This window comes from Photorhabdus noenieputensis, from assembly GCF_018448935.1.
Classification (GTDB): domain Bacteria; phylum Pseudomonadota; class Gammaproteobacteria; order Enterobacterales; family Enterobacteriaceae; genus Photorhabdus; species Photorhabdus noenieputensis.
In genome coordinates, this window is record NZ_RCWC01000050.1 from 1 (window position 1) to 20,029 (window position 20,029).

The window sequence follows — 20,029 nt, forward strand, 5'->3', positions numbered from 1 at the left end:
AATCTGATATCTTTCTGTCTCGGTCAGTTGTGTATAGGCCATAGCGCATTCTCCTGTGGCGGGAAAGATGCCTACTATAGCAACTGACCGCCTTTCTGAAAAATTGCGCTTATTAGTCGAATCCGCCATAGTTATTTTCTATTTCAATCCGTCAATAAAATCTCCGATCAGTATCAGACGAAAAATCGTATTAATACCGATATATTAAGAACGCAATTAAATTTTACCCATTGAAGTTATGACAAGGTACAAAAAATGATGTGTATACTGCCTGAATCTATTGAAAGCAAGCTGCAAAATTATGACCGTATTGTTGTCGGTGGCATCATCAGAGATCAATATAGCAATATTCTGTTCTTACAACGAGCTCCTGATGAATCCCCGCCAAATCTCTGGGAAATTCCTTCTGGCGGTGTAGAAAAAGGAGAAAATCTATTACAAGCACTATCTCGTGAAATAGAAGAAGAGACCGGGTTGCTTCTTGATGATGTTATTAGTTTTCTCAGCGCAGTGGAATATTCTATTAAGGAGACTCGATGCCTCCAGATAAATTTTAATGTTATATGCACAGGTGAAGTTAATCTTTCCCCTGAACATACTCAATATACATGGAGCAATATAACCAATTTCCGCACTAAACTTGATGACTTTATGCTGCGTGTGCTCAACGAAGCTTAATTTTATAAAAACGACTCTTATTATTGCTACTGATGATATGAAAAATACTACCAGTGGCATATTTAATGCCACTGAAAAATCTAAGCGATAGCCGTATAAGCATTCGGCAATACCATATAGGTACCAGTAAATACCGCACCGATTCCCTGATCACCGCTGACAATCACATCCAACTTCACTCTTGCTTTACTGCCTTGTGCCAAACGAGCCAAATCGCCGCTCATATTTTTAAGATCAGCAACAGATTTTGGCCTGCCAATAACCGGTTTTTTGTAACGGATATCGGCGTCAGCCAGAATGATATCACCACCTAGTTGACGTTCCTGTAACAACAGCCAGATCAATCCCCAACCGGTCAGGGTTGCCAGAGAAAATAGACTGCCAGCAAAGATAGTTTGGTGAGGATTTTGATTCCCGGCTTCCGGCATAGTGGTAATAAAACTCTGACCGGTATATTGAGAAATTCGTACCCCCATTTTTTCACTAAGGGGAATATGTTTGTACCAAGCCTGTTGCAGTTCGTTGCACCAATCCGGCCGGTGAAGAATATCGTCAAGTGTTGCAACCGGTTTTATCATCAGAAAATGACGAATGGGTGTCGTTTGTGGGCTAGTAATTGGCCCACGGTTTTCAAACCCCAATTTACTGAAAAACTCCACCGCATATTCACGAGCACTGCATACAACCCGTTTAACACCTTCCTGACGGGCAACAGATTCAAGAGCCATTGCGATTAATTTTCCTAACCCTCTACCTTGTACGTTAGGGTGCACTGCCAGAAAACGGATTGCCCCTTCACTATCCGCATTGATATATAAACGCCCTACCGCCACTGGGTTACCTTTCTCATCCACAACCATCTGGTGATGAGCCATCGTGTCATAACCATCTTTCTCAGAGCCTACAGGCTGATGTAATGGCTTACGCAACATTTCCCAACGAAATCGATAATATGCTTCCAGTTCTTGTTCTGTTTCAGGTACTCGCAGATGATACATAGAAACTGCCCCTTTCTTTTGCTCATGATGTTTAATCGGGGATGGTTGCGTTCTACTAGCTATTTTTGGTTGCTAGACCTGCAACCAGAAAGTGACTGGCCCATCGTTTGTCAGGCTGACTTTCATATCGGCAGCAAACCGCCCGATTTCTGTTTTTACACCACTTTGGCGGCATTGTTCAACAAAATAGCGATATAATTCATCGGCCTTCTCTGGGGCAGCGCCACCAGAAAAACTGGGTCGCATGCCCTTTTGAGTATCGGCAGCCAGTGTAAACTGGGAGACAACCAGCAAACTGCCTCCGATTTGTTGGATGTTCCAGTTCATTTTGTCCTGTTCATCACTGAATATCCGATACCCTATCACCTTCTCACACAACCGTTTTGCTTTCTGTTGATCATCTCCTTTCTCAACGCCTAGCAACACCAGCAGGCCGTGACCAATTTCCCCAACGACTTCGTTCTTAACAACAACATTTGCCTGTGTTACCCGCTGGATTAACGCGATCATATTTTTCCTTTATTCAGATAGCCACATCAGCACACTACCTTCTATACCCGTCATCTTTCAAGTTGCCTCTTTGTTGGCTGCACTCACCCCGGTCACATAGTTTGCTATGCCCCCGGGGATTCGCTCCCTTGCCGTCGCGATCCACCTTGAAATCCATAGGGTATATTATCCATTCAATCCTGCATTTTGTTCAGAAAAACCGCTTGCTTCGAAATAATCTGGCACTGTCTGCCTATCAACAACATGAACGCTATTGATTCCTAACGCCCTGGCGGCTTCCACATTTTCCAGCATATCGTCAAAAAACACGGTTTGATCAGGTGAAAAGCCTTCTGCCTCAAGCACATATTTGAAAATACCAGGTTCAGGCTTACGCATTGCCAAATCCTGTGACAAATAGAGGAAATCAGCGGATGCTGCAATATCCGGATAATTATGCGGCCAGTAATCCAGGTGCAAGCGGTTTGTGTTGGATAACACCACAACCCGGTGCCCTGCTTCACGTAATTTCTTCATTATCTGAATGATTTCAGGCCGGATATCAATAAAGATAGCATGCCATCCGGCAGAAAATTGCTCAAAACTGAGCGAAATACTCATTTCCTGACATAAAGTATCAGCGAATTCCAGATCAGTAATTTGACCGCGCTCATGTTTTTCAAACGTTTCTCCTATAGAGAAACTTTTTGTCAAAGTCGCAAGAGGTGTCCCGCTCAAATTACTCCATACCGCTAAAACCCTTTTAAAATCAATATCAATAATCACATTACCCATATCGAAGATATATAACATAATTACCCCCTGGCTAATTAATAACTTTTTACTTTAATCGTATTTCCCATTAGAAAACAGTACAGACAAGTAAAAAGCGAATTACTTCACGGTATTTTTTTTATGAAACTATAAAGTAGCACCCAGATTAAAAAAGTCGAGTAAGGTGTTATATTTATGTTGTGGTTTCTCCTCTGTATCGGCCTCCTTCTGGCTGGATATTTTATATACGGCAAGATTGTCGAAAAGATATTCACTATTCGGCCAGAAAGAAAGACCCCCGCTCTTTCTATGGCTGATGGTGTTGATTATGTTGCTATGTCCACCCCAAAAGTTTGGTTAATTCAGTTATTGAATATTGCCGGCGTTGGCCCTATTTTCGGCCCGATCCTCGGTGCCCTCTATGGCCCACTTGCCATGCTATGGATTGTATTCGGCTGCATCTTTGCCGGTGCCGTACACGATTACTTCTCCGGTATGCTCAGTGTGCGTGCCCGCGGTGCATCCGTACCCGTTATCGTTGGTAACGAGCTAGGCAAAACTATGAAACATTTCATGAATATATTTGCTGTTATTCTGCTGATGCTAGTTGGCGTCGTCTTTGTTTTGAGTCCAGCGGGCTTACTGAATAACTTGCTGAAAGAGGCAATGGGTTGGGACAACATTGCTATCTGGGTCGGTGTTATCTTTGCTTACTATATTCTCGCAACGCTAGTGCCTATTGATAAAATTATCGGTCGCCTTTACCCACTGTTCGGTGCATTGCTGCTGTTTATGTCTGTCGCGCTGATGGTTGGTTTAGCGATGAGCGACAAACCTTTCTATTCACAAGGATTGGATTTCACCACTAACTTTAACCCGAAAGATCTGCCTATTTGGCCATTGCTGTTCGTCACGATTGCCTGTGGTGCTATTTCAGGTTTCCACGCCACTCAGTCTCCACTGATGGCACGCTGTATGCAGAATGAAAAAAATGGCCGTTTCGTTTTCTACGGCGCAATGATTGGTGAAGGTATTATCGCGCTGATCTGGTGTACATTGGGCCTGAGTTTCTATGAAGATACTAACGCTTTACAAGCCGTGATTGATCAGGGTACAGCTTCTCTGGTTGTGCACGAAGTGTCCACTTCTCTATTAGGTACTGTCGGCGGTATTCTGGCAATCCTCGGTGTGGTGATTTTACCAATTACTTCTGGCGATACCGCATTCCGTTCTGCCCGGCTGATTATTGCTGAATTCTTGAATATTCCTCAGCAACAAATGGCTAAACGTCTGTTATTAAGTGTGCCAATGTTTATTGTCGGTTATTTGATTACCAAAACTGACTTCAATATCATTTGGCGTTATTTCGGTTGGGCAAACCAGACTACAGCAATGGTCATGTTATGGGCGGCCTCCGCATGGCTGCTGCGCCGCAATAAATTCCATTGGATTACTACCCTGCCAGCCATGTTTATGACCGCAGTGTGCTTCACCTATCTGGCATTTGCGCCAGAAGGTTTTGCGCTAAGCTGGAATATCTCCGTTGTTATCGGCCTGGCAGCAATGGCGGTTGTCACAATTGCTTTCTTTGTGAAAGTCCGCTCTCAATCAGCTTCCGATAATATAAAAGCCGAAGCATTAAATGAGTAAAAACCCAAGAAGATATTAAATATCACAACCGCCCCTCACGATAAAAAGTTGAGGGGTTTTAATTGCCGCTCTCCTGTGCCGTGATAAGAAACATTTATTCCTTCCGCAAATATCAGACGACATAGCACATCAATATTGACAATTTAAGTGTTACGACCAGAAAAATGAGTGAAGAAAGTATCATTTCCCCATAGAGAATGTCTAGGATAGCTTCTTTATGAAAGCTTAATGCTCATTATAGTGACAAACAATGAAAAAGAATTCATCTGGGTAGAGGGTTAATTGTAGAAAATTGGATAGCTTAAGCCCCTTAAAAGCAAATCTATGAATAGTCGTTAAATTAGGAAGTTCCCACGATTCACCGTTTCTAGTCGTTTCCTGCTTAACTATTAAATAAAAAACAACTCATTGTAACTCTCGCCAAATGATAATCACACAGATCCTGCTGAATAGTGGCAGACATAAATAAGATTGACTACAATTGTTATTAGCAGCACACTACGAATAGTGGGTTAAATTATACACCGTTCGAATACCATGCTTTAATAAATGTAGGTTTGTACGTTTTCAAATGCGATACCAAAGAGAGTGGCCCCATTAATGGCACCAAAGCGTTTCTAATGGACAACCTGCCTTTGGATAATTGAATTGATCGCTTGTATCGAAGTAAACGATCCTAAACTGAACTCGATGAATTCCCTACCCTGAATACAGGGAAAGGTCTTGAATGTTTTTAGAAAACTGGAGAATCAACCATGTATATGTTTTTACCTTTTTTACTCGCATTATTTGCGGCTATCACCACCCTATATGGCAAGTATAAAACGAGTTATACCCTGTGGGGCCTTCTTTTGGTGACGACTGTAGCTTGGTTTATCCATCATGCAACTGATTCGTTAAATCTATCTTTTTAACGGGAGACAATCTGATGAATCAGGTATTAGCAACAAAACAACAGATCAGTGTCGGCATGATATTTAACCTCATTGGGTTATTTGCTATCAGTGCTGTTCTAACCCTTGCCTTCTATTATCAATTGGTCCTTTCTGAACTCCCTTGTCCATTATGTCTGCTACAGCGAGCAGGCATGATCATGATAGGGTTTGGTTTCCTGTTTAATCTGCGTTTTGGTATCAGGAGTGCGCATTATGCCTTGTCACTTATCGGCTGTATCGTGACTGGCATTGTTGCGATTCGACAAGTATTTTTACATATCACCCCCGGCGATCTCGGTTATGGTTCCGCCCTTTTTGGTATACATTTCTATACTTGGGCCCTTATTTGCTCAGTTATCGCGATTATCGGCATATCCGTCATGCTGATATTGAAAAGCCTGGAAAAAACAGCCGAAGAAAAGCAAAAAACGTCTGCTATCGGTCAGATTATTATCGGATTATTTGTCATATTAATTACCGCAAATTTAATCTCCACCATTTTGGAGTGCGGCGGTGGGCAGTGTGATGACAACCCAACGTTCTATCAATTGCTCGGTAAATAATTCATTTGTTAAAAAAACTCAGGGCACCATTGGTGCCCTAAGCATTGGTATTGCAGGAAAGATTATGCTTCTTTACTGCGATACGCACGACGGCGTTCATTTTCCGTCAAATGGCGTTTACGCAGGCGAATAGACACCGGGGTCACTTCCACCAACTCGTCATCATCAATAAACTCCAGAGCCTGCTCCAAGGTTTTCTTAATATGTGGAGACAAAGTTGTCGCTTCATCGGTACCAGATGCACGGACGTTAGTCAGCTTCTTACCTGTCAAGCAGTTAACTGTCAGGTCATTAGAACGAGAATGAATACCGATCACCTGGCCTTCATACACTTCCGCACCATGACCAAGGAACAACTTACCGCGATCCTGTAAGCTGTAAAGTGCATAAGCAACCGCTTTACCCTGACCATTGGAAATCATCACGCCGTTCTGACGGCGACCGATTTCACCCGGACGAATATCATCATAGTGGCTGAATGTCGCATACAACAAACCGGTACCGGAAGTCATCGTCAGGAATTCAGTACGGAAGCCAATCAGACCACGGCTTGGAATAACATAATCAAGACGCACACGGCCTTTACCGTCTGGTAGCATATCGCGCAGATCCGCTTTACGCTCACCCAACGCCTGCATCACATCTCCCTGATGCTGCTCTTCAATATCCAGAGTCACCTGCTCGAAAGGTTCTTGTTTGCGACCATCGATCTCACGGAAGATAACTTTCGGACGGGATACCGCCAGTTCAAAACCTTCACGGCGCATGTTCTCAATCAGAACAGATAAGTGCAATTCACCACGGCCAGAAACACGGAACGCATCCGGATCTTCTGTTTCTTCGACACGCAGGGCGACATTGTGAACCAGCTCTTTCTTCAAACGCTCAAGGATTTGGCGTGAGGTGACATATTTGCCTTCACGTCCACAGAAAGGAGAGGTGTTAACACAGAAATACATGCTCACTGTCGGTTCATCAACAGCCAGCGGTGGTAGCGCTTCAACAGCATTCGTATCACACAGCGTATCGGAGATATTCAGCTCACCCAAGCCGGTAATCGCAACGATATCGCCCGCTTCCACTTGCTCACTCTCAATACGCTCCAGCCCTAAGTGGCCCAGTACCTTACCGATTTTACCGTTCCGGGTTTTACCTTCGCTATCAATAATCGTGACATTCTGGTTTGGCTTAACAGTCCCACGCTTGATACGCCCAATGCCGATAACACCAACATAGTTATTGTAGTCAAGCTGAGAAATCTGCATCTGGAATGCGCCATTCAGGTCAACTTTCGGTGGCTCTACATGATCGACAATCGCCTGATACAACGGCGTCATATCTTCCGCCATATCTTCATGATCAGTACCGGCAATTCCCATCAATGCTGATGCATAGATAATAGGGAAGTCCAGTTGTTCATCCGTCGCTCCCAGGTTAACAAACAGGTCAAACACCTGATCCACAACCCAATCAGGACGTGCGCCAGGACGATCAACTTTGTTAATGACCACAATCGGTTTCAAACCATGAGCGAACGCTTTCTGTGTCACAAAACGGGTCTGAGGCATTGGCCCATCCATAGCATCGACCAGCAACAGTACGCTGTCGACCATAGACATAACACGTTCTACTTCACCGCCGAAATCGGCATGTCCCGGAGTGTCTACGATATTAATACGGTAGTCATTCCATTTAATGGCGGTATTTTTTGCGAGGATAGTAATTCCACGCTCTTTCTCCAGATCATTGGAGTCCATCACACGCTCTGTCGCTGTCGCACGGTCACCGAAAGTACCGGATTGTTGCAGCAGCTTGTCAACCAGGGTCGTTTTACCGTGGTCAACGTGCGCGATAATGGCGATATTACGCAATTTTTCGATCACAAACTTTGCCTCAGGCATTTATAGAAATGGCGCGCTATTGTACACACATTGGTCGAAGGACTAAACAGGATCACAATAATCTATGCTTAACAACTTGATAACAATGAAATTGTGATCCCTTTCACGCCCATAAATAGACGCATTTTTGACATAAACGCACTAATGTTGTGCGTCTCAGTTATATAGTTGCACCAACACAGTGCAATTTTCCCAAATATTCCGGTATCCCATCACCGGGATACCCACGATACAGTATATTGCAAGGCGTTAAAAAGTTGGCATGCTTTTCGCAAATGCTTTTCATGTTTGCAAACGTATAAATAGCCTTGTTAAGGTAAAACGATGTGATTGTGTTTTCTTTAGTCTTAATCACGACAATTTTATCAAGACCAACACAAACCAGGAGAAACCGAGTATGTCCGTTGAACATGTTTTAACCATGATTGAAGAGCATCAGGTGAAGTTTATTGATTTGCGTTTCACTGATACCAAAGGCAAAGAACAACATATGACCATTCCTGCTCATCAGGTTAATGCGGACTTCTTTGAAGATGGCAAAATGTTTGACGGATCTTCAATCAGCGGTTGGAAAGGAATTAACGAATCTGACATGGTGCTCATGCCTGATACCAGCACCGCCATGCTTGATCCCTTCTTTGACGATGCCACACTCATTTTACGTTGTGACATTCTGGAACCCGGCACCATGCAAGGCTACGACCGCGATCCCCGTTCCATCTCCAAACGTGCTGAAAACTTCCTGCGTTCAAGCGGAATTGCAGATACGGTCCTGTGCGGACCAGAACCTGAGTTTTTCCTGTTTGATGATGTACGCTTTAGCAGTGCCATGTCTCATTCTTACTATCACATCGATGATATCGAAGCTGCATGGAATTCCGGGACACAATACGAAAGCGGTAACAAAGGCCATCGACCTGCGGTAAAGGGCGGTTATGCACCGCTGCCTCCTGTTGATTCCTCTCAGGATTTACGTTCAGCGATGTGCCTGACAATGGAAGAGATGGGGTTGGTTGTGGAAGCTCACCATCATGAAGTGGGTACAGCAGGTCAAAATGAAATCGCTACCCGCTTTAACACCATGACCAAGAAAGCTGACGAAACCCAGATTTACAAATACGTCGTACATAATGTCGCGCACAATTTCGGCAAGACGGCAACCTTTATGCCAAAACCTCTGGTTGGTGATAATGGCTCGGGTATGCACTGCCATATGTCTCTGTCCAAAAACGGTACTAACTTGTTTGCCGGTGACAAATACGGTGGTCTGTCTGAACTGGCGCTATTCTACATTGGCGGTATTATCAAACATGCTCGCGCACTGAACGCGTTTACCAACCCGACGACCAACTCTTATAAACGTTTGGTTCCGGGCTATGAAGCACCGGTTATGCTGGCCTACTCCGCCCGTAACCGTTCGGCATCTATCCGTATTCCCGTTGTTGCCAGCACTAAAGCTCGCCGTATTGAAATACGTTTCCCTGATCCGGCGGCAAACCCTTATCTGGCGTTCGCCGCTCAGTTGATGGCTGGCCTTGATGGCATCATCAACAAAATTCATCCCGGTGATGCAATGGATAAAAACTTGTATGACCTGCCACCGGAAGAAGCCAAAGAGATCCCTACTGTCGCCGCTTCTCTGGAAGAAGCACTAGCAGCATTGGATGCCGATCGCGAATTCCTGACTCGTGGCGGTGTATTCACTGATGACGCTATTGATGCTTATATTGACTTGAAAAACAGTGAAATAGAGCGTGTCCGTCTGACACCGCATCCACTGGAGTTTGAACTCTATTACAGTGTGTAATTAGCAGCACCGTTTCCGCTGATCATTTTTTGTTGCCGTGAAACCTTTAGCCCATCTTCGGATGGGCCCTTTTCCTGCAATCTAAATTTCAGGCTTTGACTGGGTTTTACGCTCGAACATGATAAAGTGCACCAAAAAGGTGCAGGAGTGTGGATGAAAACGGAAAATCTGCCCGACAACGGGCAAATATTAAATTCACTCATTAACAGTGTACTGGTATTGGATACAGATCTTGTCATCTGTTATGCCAACCATGCAGCACTGCAATTATTTGCTCAGAGTACCCGTAAACTATTCGGTACACCTCTTCCAGTGCTGTTTAGCTATTTTTCACTGGATACAGAATTGATGCGCTCTAGTCTGGTCAGCGGCCAGAGTTTCACTGATAACGAAGTAACATTAGTTGTCGATAACCGCTTTCACATTATGTCGCTCAGTGCCCAACCGATTTCCGAGCAGTTCATCTTGCTGGAACTGGCACCTATGGATAGTCAACGCCGGTTAAGCCAAGAGCAGGTACAACAAGCTCAGCAGACAGCCGCACGGGAATTGGTTCGGGGGCTGGCACACGAAATCAAAAACCCCCTTGGTGGATTGAGGGGAGCCGCGCAATTACTGTCAAAAGCACTGCCTGATCCGGCTTTGCGGGAATACACCCAAGTGATTATTGAACAAGCCGACCGATTGCGCCACCTGGTAGACAGATTGCTTGGCCCACAGCATCCGGGGGAACAAATTAAGCAGAGCATTCATTATGTTGCTGAACGGGTGTCTCAGTTAGTCTCACTAGAAATGCCGGATAACGTCACACTGGTAAAAGATTACGATCCCAGTTTGCCAGAACTGGCCCACTATCCTGATCAAATTGAACAGGTGCTACTGAATATCACCCGTAATGCCTTGCAAGCACTAGGAAAACAGGGAGGGACTATTACCCTCCGCACTCGTACTGCTTTTCAAATTACCTTGCATGGCAAGCGCTATCGTCTGGCTGCCAGAATTGACGTGGAAGATAACGGGCCAGGTATCCCGCCACAAATTCAGGACACCTTGTTTTATCCAATGGTCAGTGCTCATGAAGGTGGAACAGGTCTTGGTCTATCCATTGCTCGCAATTTAATAGACCAACACGCCGGCAAAATAGAATTTACCAGTTGGCCGGGACATACAGAATTTTCTATCTACTTACCAATTAAGAAATAGAGGATAACGATGCAACAGGGAAAAATCTGGATCGTCGATGATGACAGTTCAATCCGCTGGGTACTGGAGCGGGCGTTAAGTAACGCGGGGATGGCATGTACCAGTTTTGCAGACGCTGATAGCGCACTGACCGCACTGGCCCAAAACACACCTGATGTACTGATTTCGGATATCCGTATGCCGGGGATGAACGGACTCAACCTGCTGAATAATATCAAACAGAGCAACCCATTGCTGCCAGTCATCATTATGACCGCTCATTCTGATCTGGATGCCGCGGTCAGTGCTTATCAGCAAGGAGCTTTTGACTACTTACCAAAACCCTTTGATATTGACGAAGCCGTTGCCCTGTTGGAACGGGCACTTAGCCACTCCCGCGATCAGAATCAGCCAGCTAAAAACCCGCAGGTCATCACATCCGTTTCTGACATGATAGGAGAAGCGCCTGCCATGCAGGACGTTTACCGCATTATCGGCCGTCTCTCTCGCTCCTCTATCAGTGTTCTGATTAATGGCGAATCCGGTACCGGAAAAGAGCTGGTGGCCCATGCGCTGCACCGTCACAGTCCACGGGCCAATGAACCATTTATTGCCCTTAACATGGCAGCCATTCCTAAAGATTTGATTGAATCAGAGTTATTTGGTCATGAAAAAGGGGCTTTTACCGGCGCTAATCAGGTACGTCATGGCCGGTTTGAACAAGCCAATCGCGGTTCACTGTTTCTTGATGAAATTGGTGATATGCCTCTGGACATTCAGACCCGTCTGTTACGGGTATTGGCGGAAGGCCAGTTCTACCGAATTGGCGGCTATGCCCCTGTGAAAGTGGATGTACGGATTATCGCGGCAACCCATCAGGATCTGGAACGCTTAGTACAGAAAGGCAAATTCCGTGAAGATCTCTATCACCGCCTCAATGTTATTCGTATGCAATTACCACCCTTACGTGACAGAGTGGAGGATATCCCTCGCTTGACCCGTCATTTCCTACAACAGACCGCCAAAGAGTTGGGCGTAGAAACCAAGATTCTCCATCGTGACGCAGAAATGGCCTTAATGCGTTTACCCTGGCCGGGTAATGTTCGCCAGTTGGAAAATATCTGCCGTTGGCTGACAGTCATGGCCGCAAGCCAGGAGGTGCTGGTACAAGATTTGCCGCCTGAATTATTTGAACCCCACCATACCGAAACCGGCACAACAACATCTGTAAGCACAACATCTGTAAATACCGTACCCGCAAATACGACACCTACAACTACAATACCGGAAAACTGGTCGCAGCTACTTGCCCAGTGGGCAACAAATGCCTTGGAAAATGGTCGGCAGGATCTGCTATCTGAAGCATTACCATTATTGGAACGTACCTTACTTGATTGCGCACTTAAGCATACCAAAGGCCATAAACAAGATGCTGCACGACTGCTAGGTTGGGGACGCAATACTATTACACGGAAGTTAAAAGAACTCGGGTTGGAGTAAGGAGATAATATCTCCAACCCTATCGCCACTTTACGGAATTATTATTCCTGGCACGAGTAATACCACCGGAATAAAAAAGCGATGTTGGCAAAGTTTTTAGATTGACTAATAAAGCCAGTATTAAAATTCGACCGTAAAACCACTCGATATAAAATGTTAGGAACGTTATAACTGATTGACTGGCTGTATTATATCTGATAAAACCAGTATCAAACGTGATTAATTTACGATCAATCGAGATAATAGAATCGACAAAAAGCAAGATTGAGCAGTATCTATCACCCTCCAGTTGAAAACGACAATTTTGTCCAAGTGAACAGAGCGTATCTGAAAGAATAGCGCTTCCTGATAAGGAGAAACCCAATAACCTCAGAAATCCTGATATAGCTAATTGAGAGTGTGGGACGCACAACCAACGCAGGAGTATGTAGCTATTCAACTCTGATCGAATACGGAGGTACCTTGAGCGTCTGTAACGCACAGTAAAAATACTCAAAGAAGATCGCTGGATTGAGGTTGTAAAACTCGGCCATATAACAACATATTGTCAATGCAAGCGTATTCTGGCAAGCAGCCTGAAACTCGAAGAAATACGCAATATTTCAAGCTACTGTTATTGCCTCATTAAGTGAGCAAAAACTTAATTTAAAAAAATCACAACCTCTGTTGTGATTTATATTCAGACTAGTAATTATAAGGTTGGTTTAAGATGATGAAGTGGTGCCGGATTATTTTTGCGATTATTTTGTTTTACTCTCTTTTCGTTGGGATGATACAAGTATTGTCGATCAATTTTTATGTTTTCCATGATTACTTTGGATTGTGGGAGATTCCAGCCAAAGTGGCCGCTGCTATAGCATCTCTTTACGTTTTTTGTCTACTTGTTAAGTTTTTGCCTCTTATTATTGCTATTTTTATATGTAGCTTATTTTTGGTGGTAAATGTATGGCATTGGTCATTATGGACTTCAATCCTTATTCTTATTTGGCCGGTTATTGTTGTCTTGGTTTATTGCATACTCACCAAAAGCCTGAAATATAATACATCAGATTTTTAGGAATAAGCAGGTCAGCGAAGAAGAAGTTGCTCGCGTACTTGCACATATGATGGGTGATTGAATTTATATATGAAAAATAAAACATTTAGCAAAGGGTGGTTCAAAGATCTTTCTTATGTATTTATTAAAGAATTATTGTGGTCAAATATGCCCGTTGTAGCCATTTTTATATGGGGAATTATATCAGTGTATTTCTTCCCCGATGAATGGTGGATTGCATTTTTAATAGGAAGTATTGTAATTGTTGCTCTATTTCTTGTTCTTACATATTTAAGTGAAAGAAAAAAAAGCTAAGCATATACGCTTAGCTCCAGACCGCTGACAAACCTCGTTGAAAATAACGTTTTTTTCTTTGAGACTGTAATTTAAATTGTGTAATTGCCACTTTATTTAAACAGATATTAGGTAAATGAGGTTAAATGAAAACCGTAAAATCGTAAGACCGGATATTCAAATATAAAATAAAAAGATCTTAAAACGGTTAAAACCTTTTTAAAAACCACGCTCTGAACAATCAAATCACCCTTGAAAACTGATGCTGGCGAACCTGTTGACGCAAATAAATATCAAAACACATACAGATATTACGAATCAGTAACCGACCTCGCGGCGTTACCCAGATCTGTTTCTCATTCACTTCAACCAGTCCATCGTCAACCAGTGGCGTTAATAATTGCAAATCTTCGGCGAAATAGCGGGTAAAACTCAGCTCATATTGCTGCTCAATATCGGCAAAATTTAAACGGAAATTACAGATTAGCGCTTTAATAACATCACGACGAATACAATCATCTTGGGACAGCGTTAAACCACGCCATAAAGCATGCCCCTGTTTTTCTAATTCCGCATAATAAGTTTTTAACTCTTTTTGATTTTGAGAATAGCTATCGCCCAACATACTGATAGCAGAAACTCCCAAGCCTAGCAGGTCACACTCTTCCTGAGTGGTATAACCCTGAAAATTGCGATGTAATTTCCCTTCCCGCTGAGCCACCGCCAGTTCATCATCCGGGCGAGCAAAATGATCCATACCGATAAATTGATAACCATTGTTTGTCAGCGTTGCGATTGTCTCTTGCAATATATCCAGCTTTTGCTCGGCACTCGGTAAATCATGCTCCTTTATTTTACGTTGAGCAGCAAATAAGTTCGGTAAATGAGCATAATTGAAAATACTCATTCTGTCCGGTGATAACGTTAATACTCGCTCCAGAGTGAATGCAAAACTTTCTGGCGTTTGTTTCGGCAGGCCATAGATCAGATCAATACTAGTGGAATTAAAACCCGTTTCACGGGCACGCGCGACCAAAGCAAAGATAAGCTCTTCATCCTGTTCACGATTAACCAGACGCTGCACCTCTTTATTGAAATCCTGCACGCCCATACTCAGACGGTTAAAACCTTCACCGTGCAGGTGATCAATCATATCCAGTTCAATTTCACGCGGGTCAATTTCAATCGAAATTTCAGCATCTGGCAGAAAATCAAAATGGTGACGCAATAATCCCGTCAATTTACTGATTTGGTTTTTATTAAGATAAGTTGGCGTACCACCGCCCCAATGCATCTGACTCACTTTACGACCAGAAAACAACTCTGCCCGGCCACGAATTTCCCATTCAAGCCATTGCAAATATTCATCCGCTTTATGCTTTTGACGGGTGACCAATTTATTACAACCACAGAAATAACAGAGCTTATGGCAAAACGGAATATGAAGGTAGAGAGAAAGCGGTCGTTCAGGGTAACGGGTAGCAGCCTGGATAAATGCTGCATTATCATACTGTTGATTGAATTCCAATGCCGTCGGATATGAAGTATAACGGGGACCGGAATAATTGTATTTTTGGATCAAAGGCAGATCCCAAACGATGGCTTGCTCAGACATGCTTATTCCTTCCGATGTTTTTGCCCACCAAAACGTAACGCTTTCATACGGTTAATATGTTGCGCCGTTGCGACTCTGCGCAGCCGGGTTTTACGCCGCGATAATCGCCATAGTTTACCCAATAACCATAGCAAATAACATACTATTAGTATGGTTATTAGGCTTAATCCGCCTTTGATCATGGAAGATTAAATTATCTACCTTTCAGCAGTTGCATAATGTCATCCTGCTTTTCTTCTTCGTTCTCTTCCTCATCCAGTTGAATCCCCAACTCTTCCATCAGAGCGTCAATCCGATCTAGCGTGGTATCAATATAGTCATGCTCTTCTTTAGACAGACTTTCGCCATTTTCCAGACGTTCCAGCAATGCATCCAGGCGATCGTCGTTTTCCAACATGGCTAATTCTTCCTGTGGCGACAAACGTGGTTTTGTCTCAACTTTATTAGCAACGACAGGTTTTGTCGGTTGTTCTCCGACGATCAACGGAACAGGTACTTTACTGCCAAGACGTGGATCACGTTGCTGTTTGCCCGACTGATGTTTATCACCGCTCTGCTCTTGATTGCGGTTACCGGGCGGATTGCCACGATGCTTTTTCTCACGCTTACGTGCACGCCCTTCTGCATTTAATTCTTCGCGACTTTTTCTTTTCTGCTTACCAGCAGATGCTTTGGTTGGTGCTTTTTTCTTTAACGGGTTCATAGCCGGTTACTCGGTTTGGTTTATCAGGGTATTGCTGCGCCGGAATCTAGCAGAAACCGCACGTATAGAAAAGCGCCGCGAATAACTCTTTATCTTTTAAAAAATATAGCCAAAATCTCTTATCATTCATGCATGGTTTAACCACCAACGAATATTCTATTAATCTTAACCTTCAATAAATGATTAATCGATATGCCTATTTTTGATACTTCTTGCTATAAATCCGTTTACTTGTGGGTAGTTAGTTATGCTTTGTTATGGATGATAGTGAGTTATTCATTCGACCCAACCGTGCCTTATGATGCTGTCGAAGCATTGAACTGGGGGAAAAACGGCGAATGGGGTTCACCTAAAAATCCGTGGTTAGTCGGTGTAATGATGTTGCCTGCTATCCATATAAGCGGTGTTTCATTGAGTTTTTACTGGTATTTCATTCATTTTATTGCCATCGCGATTGGCATGCTCGGTGTATGGTATCTGGCATTTAGGCTGACAGGGAAAAAAGAGCTGGCATGGCTTGCCATGCTGACATTGAATCTGTCTGGTATTATTAACTTCGATATCATCCCATATAATGATAATTATCTGCTAATTATGCTCTGGCCGTGGATTATGTTGTTCTTTCTGCGAGCCGTGTATGACAATCCGCGTTGGTGGCTGGCATTTGCCCTCAGTTCCGGGCTGGCGACAATGGGAAAATATTCCACATTGGCATTGGTTGGTTCGGTTTTTCTGTTGACTCTATTTGTGCCTAAAGTTCGCCAATGTTACCGCCAACCCGCGCTCTATATCGCCTTGGCTATCTGGTTTATGCTGGTCCTGCCTAACTTCTGGTGGTTGTGGCACAACGATTTTGCCGCCTTCAAATGGGTAGATTCACAAATAGATAGCGGGTTTAATCTACATACCACTCGATCGTTATTATCAGTATTTTATCCACTGATTATCGTTGGCATTATTATCTATCAGCTTGGCGGCCGTATTAGCTGGCCGAAGGAGCAACCGAACCGGCTGGTAAACATAGTTATTCTATTGCCATTACTGATTATCTACTGCTGGTTCTCATTCAATCAAGGCGGAAGAATGACAGAATGGCTGCACCCCTTTATGTCTGTTTCATCAGCGCTGTTGGTTGGTTCCATCACTCGTTTTCCACAGAAATCATTACGCAATACCCTGAGAGGGCTGATTGTGGTCGCAGTATTGATTTTGATGGGATACATACTGATCATGGCAGCCAATATTCGCGGTGCGGGCCATAAGTTCGAAGGTATCAAAGACTTTTCCTGGCGACTGGAACAACGCTGGCATCAACTCTATCCAACTCCGCTCCATTATGTCGGAGGTGAATATTTGCATCAGTGGTTGACGGTCTACGCCCCAAGTCAACCAGAAACGATCCAACCTTGGACGCTGGAAGAACAAGCACCCAATATCTACAACCGCCATGTTAAAGCAAGCGATATCGCACGTGACGGTGCTATTCTAATAGGCAAAAAGGGTAAAACTTGTGAACAGGAAGATTTTCACAGCGTTTTGCAAGACTGGCCAACATTAACAATAAATAGCACCGAGGAATTCCTTTTCCAGCCTGAACCTGAAACTCAGCCAATATTGGTTTGTGTAGGTTTTGTGTCACCGGAGAAATATCAGTAGCTTTCTCTACAAGTTGAAAGCCTGATTTAATAGGCTTTCAACATTTCATACGCTATTAACCAACAGACCGACTAACTTAGCATCACCCTGCGTGATGACTTGCACATTGCCGTTACGTAGTGCAGCTATCGGATCATGCTCGCGCAGATGCTGCACAATTGCCTGGTTAACTATTACACGAAAGTTAAAAGAACTCGGGTTGGGGTAAGGAGGTAATATCTCCAGCCCCACCACCATTTTATGGAATTTAATATATCAGATTCCCCATTAGCAGGATTAAATAACCGATCTCGATCACATTTTATACTATTCCTTCCAGACAAGAAAATAATACCTCATTAGGATAGTTTAATAATGTTATTATTAAACTATCAAGATTATCTATGGGAAGCCGTTTTCTTTATCACCGAAGCCTGACAGGGCTTATGCTGCTAGCAATCTCTGAACTAGCCCATGCTTCAACACCGATCAACCCTGCGGCTCAAGAAGCGATCACGCAACAACAAAAAGCATTGCTGCAACAAGCCCAACAGCAACGGGAAACGCTGCGTAACAGCATCACCTTATCTCCATCACCCGATGTCGCACCGAGTGCAGTGGAATCTCTCTGCCACACCATTCACCGGATTGAATTTGACGGTGCAAAAAGCCTGTCTCTATCGGTCAAACAGCACTTAATACACCCTTATTTATCCCACTGCTTATCTTTGCAGGACATTAATGCATTGGTACGAAAAACCACTAATGCCTATATTGAACGGGGTTATGTCACTTCCCGAGCCGGACTCAGCGCACAGGATTTATCCTCTGGTGTTCTTATTATTACGGTCAATGAAGGCAAAGTTGAGTCAGTCAGTCTGGACGGTGAAACCCCTCTCTCGTTGAAAATGGCGTTTCCGAGCATAGTGGGTAAAACGCTTAACCTGCGAGATATTGAACAAGGCATGGAACGTTTAAACCGCCTGCCTTCTCAACAAGTGACCATTGATATTCAGCCGGGCAAACAACCGGGTTATTCCACGGTTATCTTAAAACGAACGTCGATTCGCTTACCCGTTAGTGCCAGTTTGGGAGCGGATAACAGTGGTCAAAAAAGTACCAGCACCGGGCAAATCAATACCAGCGTAAACCTGGATAATCCATTACACCTTGCGGACCAGTGGTCATTATCCGCCAGCCGCAACAGTGACTTCCGCAATAGTCATCAAAGCCGTAGCCTCTCCGCCAATGTGACGGTTCCTTATGGTTACTGGTTATTCAGTTATCAATATGCATGGAATGACTCTTTTCAGAATATCCCGACGGGTTCACGAACCTATCGCTACACAGGCGACAGCCAGACTCACCGGCTGGCAGTAAACCGGACGTTATATCGTGATGGAGAACAGAAGCTGGCATTGGATATGGGGCTGACACGTCGTCGGACCACCAATTTACTGGCAGAAGAAACCTTATCCATCAGCAGCCCGACACTGAGCACCATCAACCTTGGCATTAATTACAGCACCGTGCTGGCAGGGAGCTATGTCACTTTTAACCCGACGGTGAACCACGGTTTGCAAGCATTTGGTGCCACCAAAGATGATCCGCGTTTCTCAGATGCGCCACGTAGTCAATTTCGCAAATTCAGTCTGAGCGCCAGCTATTTCATGCCTGTTACAGACTCCGTTTATTACCTCTCATCGATTTACGGCCAGACTACGCCAGACAACCTTTACGCCAGCGAACGTCTTTCACTGGGCGGGCAATATTCCGTTCGGGGATTTAAAGAGCAATATCTCACCGGCAACCGCGGTGGATATTGGCGCAACGAGCTGAACTGGCGGGTATCAGAGCTTCCTATTCTGGGGGAACTCGCTTTAACCGGAGCGCTGGATACCGGCTGGCTACAGAAAAAAACCGGACAAATCGAGGGCGGTAATGTCACCGGCGCAGCTCTGGGCTTATCACTGACTCACCCTGGATTCAACCAGACCATCACTATTGGGAAGCCCCTCATTCACCCTGATCACCTAAAACCGGATCACTGGGTCACTTATTGGTCAATATCACTCACTTTGTAACACTTAAATTAAGAAAAAGGGAAAATGCGATGAGTAAACGCAACAACTCTGTGGCGAAAGGCACGAGTTATCTTTTAATTTACCTGACGGCAATCCAGCCGCTACACCCGGCGATTGCCGCAGGAATAACACCGGATAATAACCATACTCAGGTACAAAATCAGGGCAATGTCCCGGTTGTCAAT

General features: G+C 44.2%; 16 protein-coding genes. 10 read left to right on the plus strand and 6 right to left on the minus strand.

Annotation, left to right across the window (positions count from 1 at the left end):
- The first annotated feature begins 255 nt into the window (after nucleotides 1–255).
- Complete coding sequence (locus EAE91_RS22065; protein ID WP_214090333.1) at nucleotides 256–678, plus strand: NUDIX hydrolase; 423 nt, start codon at nucleotides 256–258, stop codon at nucleotides 676–678.
- A gap of 80 nt (nucleotides 679–758) precedes the next feature.
- Here EAE91_RS22065 and fabY read toward each other — a convergent pair whose 3' ends face one another.
- The 3 genes from fabY to yihX all read right to left on the minus strand — a co-directional run bounded on the left by fabY (nucleotide 759) and on the right by yihX (nucleotide 2,978).
- A complete protein-coding gene (fabY, locus tag EAE91_RS22070; protein ID WP_214090334.1) occupies nucleotides 759–1,676 on the minus strand; it encodes a fatty acid biosynthesis protein FabY in 918 nt (305 codons plus the stop codon).
- 72 nt (nucleotides 1,677–1,748) lie between these two features.
- Nucleotides 1,749–2,186 carry a D-aminoacyl-tRNA deacylase gene (gene dtd / locus EAE91_RS22075; protein WP_214090335.1) on the minus strand — a complete coding sequence of 146 codons (438 nt, stop codon included), beginning with the start codon at nucleotides 2,184–2,186 and terminating at the stop codon, nucleotides 1,749–1,751.
- 165 nt (nucleotides 2,187–2,351) lie between these two features.
- The gene (gene yihX / locus EAE91_RS22080) at nucleotides 2,352–2,978 is read right to left on the minus strand and encodes a glucose-1-phosphatase (protein ID WP_214090336.1); all 627 of its coding nucleotides are present in this window, start codon (nucleotides 2,976–2,978) and stop codon (nucleotides 2,352–2,354) included.
- 156 nt (nucleotides 2,979–3,134) lie between these two features.
- Between yihX and EAE91_RS22085 the strand changes: the two genes are divergently transcribed.
- The 3 genes from EAE91_RS22085 to EAE91_RS22090 all read left to right on the plus strand — a co-directional run bounded on the left by EAE91_RS22085 (nucleotide 3,135) and on the right by EAE91_RS22090 (nucleotide 6,087).
- Nucleotides 3,135–4,589 carry a carbon starvation CstA family protein gene (locus EAE91_RS22085; RefSeq protein WP_214090337.1) on the plus strand — a complete coding sequence of 485 codons (1,455 nt, stop codon included), beginning with the start codon at nucleotides 3,135–3,137 and terminating at the stop codon, nucleotides 4,587–4,589.
- 761 nt (nucleotides 4,590–5,350) lie between these two features.
- Complete coding sequence (locus EAE91_RS24375; protein WP_036778468.1) at nucleotides 5,351–5,503, plus strand: DUF5993 family protein; 153 nt, start codon at nucleotides 5,351–5,353, stop codon at nucleotides 5,501–5,503.
- 14 nt (nucleotides 5,504–5,517) lie between these two features.
- Complete coding sequence (locus EAE91_RS22090) at nucleotides 5,518–6,087, plus strand: disulfide bond formation protein B (protein ID WP_214090338.1); 570 nt, start codon at nucleotides 5,518–5,520, stop codon at nucleotides 6,085–6,087.
- Nucleotides 6,088–6,149: 62 nt separating this feature from the next.
- Here EAE91_RS22090 and typA read toward each other — a convergent pair whose 3' ends face one another.
- Nucleotides 6,150–7,988 (minus strand): ribosome-dependent GTPase TypA, encoded by a 1,839-nt coding sequence (gene typA, locus EAE91_RS22095; RefSeq protein ID WP_214090339.1) that lies wholly within the window; start codon nucleotides 7,986–7,988, stop codon nucleotides 6,150–6,152.
- Between the two features lie 397 nt (nucleotides 7,989–8,385).
- On the opposite strand from typA, the gene glnA reads away from it, so the two are divergent.
- The 4 genes from glnA (at nucleotide 8,386) to EAE91_RS22115 (ending at nucleotide 13,828) form a co-directional block, all read left to right on the plus strand.
- Complete coding sequence (gene glnA, locus EAE91_RS22100; RefSeq protein ID WP_214090340.1) at nucleotides 8,386–9,795, plus strand: glutamate--ammonia ligase; 1,410 nt, start codon at nucleotides 8,386–8,388, stop codon at nucleotides 9,793–9,795.
- A gap of 153 nt (nucleotides 9,796–9,948) precedes the next feature.
- Nucleotides 9,949–10,998 (plus strand): nitrogen regulation protein NR(II), encoded by a 1,050-nt coding sequence (glnL, locus tag EAE91_RS22105; RefSeq protein ID WP_214090341.1) that lies wholly within the window; start codon nucleotides 9,949–9,951, stop codon nucleotides 10,996–10,998.
- Nucleotides 10,999–11,007: 9 nt separating this feature from the next.
- Nucleotides 11,008–12,477: a nitrogen regulation protein NR(I) gene (gene glnG / locus EAE91_RS22110; protein ID WP_214090342.1), complete on the plus strand. Its 1,470-nt coding sequence runs from the start codon at nucleotides 11,008–11,010 to the stop codon at nucleotides 12,475–12,477.
- A gap of 1,126 nt (nucleotides 12,478–13,603) precedes the next feature.
- The gene (locus EAE91_RS22115; RefSeq protein WP_214090343.1) at nucleotides 13,604–13,828 is read left to right on the plus strand and encodes a hypothetical protein; all 225 of its coding nucleotides are present in this window, start codon (nucleotides 13,604–13,606) and stop codon (nucleotides 13,826–13,828) included.
- Between the two features lie 220 nt (nucleotides 13,829–14,048).
- Here EAE91_RS22115 and hemN read toward each other — a convergent pair whose 3' ends face one another.
- Nucleotides 14,049–15,422 (minus strand): oxygen-independent coproporphyrinogen III oxidase, encoded by a 1,374-nt coding sequence (hemN, locus tag EAE91_RS22120; RefSeq protein WP_214090344.1) that lies wholly within the window; start codon nucleotides 15,420–15,422, stop codon nucleotides 14,049–14,051.
- Between the two features lie 193 nt (nucleotides 15,423–15,615).
- Nucleotides 15,616–16,125: a Der GTPase-activating protein YihI gene (yihI, locus tag EAE91_RS22125; protein WP_214090345.1), complete on the minus strand. Its 510-nt coding sequence runs from the start codon at nucleotides 16,123–16,125 to the stop codon at nucleotides 15,616–15,618.
- A gap of 192 nt (nucleotides 16,126–16,317) precedes the next feature.
- On the opposite strand from yihI, the gene EAE91_RS22130 reads away from it, so the two are divergent.
- Both EAE91_RS22130 and EAE91_RS22135 read left to right on the plus strand, forming a co-directional pair.
- Nucleotides 16,318–17,781 carry an ArnT family glycosyltransferase gene (locus tag EAE91_RS22130; RefSeq protein WP_214090346.1) on the plus strand — a complete coding sequence of 488 codons (1,464 nt, stop codon included), beginning with the start codon at nucleotides 16,318–16,320 and terminating at the stop codon, nucleotides 17,779–17,781.
- 383 nt (nucleotides 17,782–18,164) lie between these two features.
- Nucleotides 18,165–19,844, plus strand: a complete 1,680-nt coding sequence (locus EAE91_RS22135; protein ID WP_214090347.1) for a ShlB/FhaC/HecB family hemolysin secretion/activation protein — start codon at nucleotides 18,165–18,167, stop codon at nucleotides 19,842–19,844.
- Nucleotides 19,845–20,029: the final 185 nt, after the last annotated feature.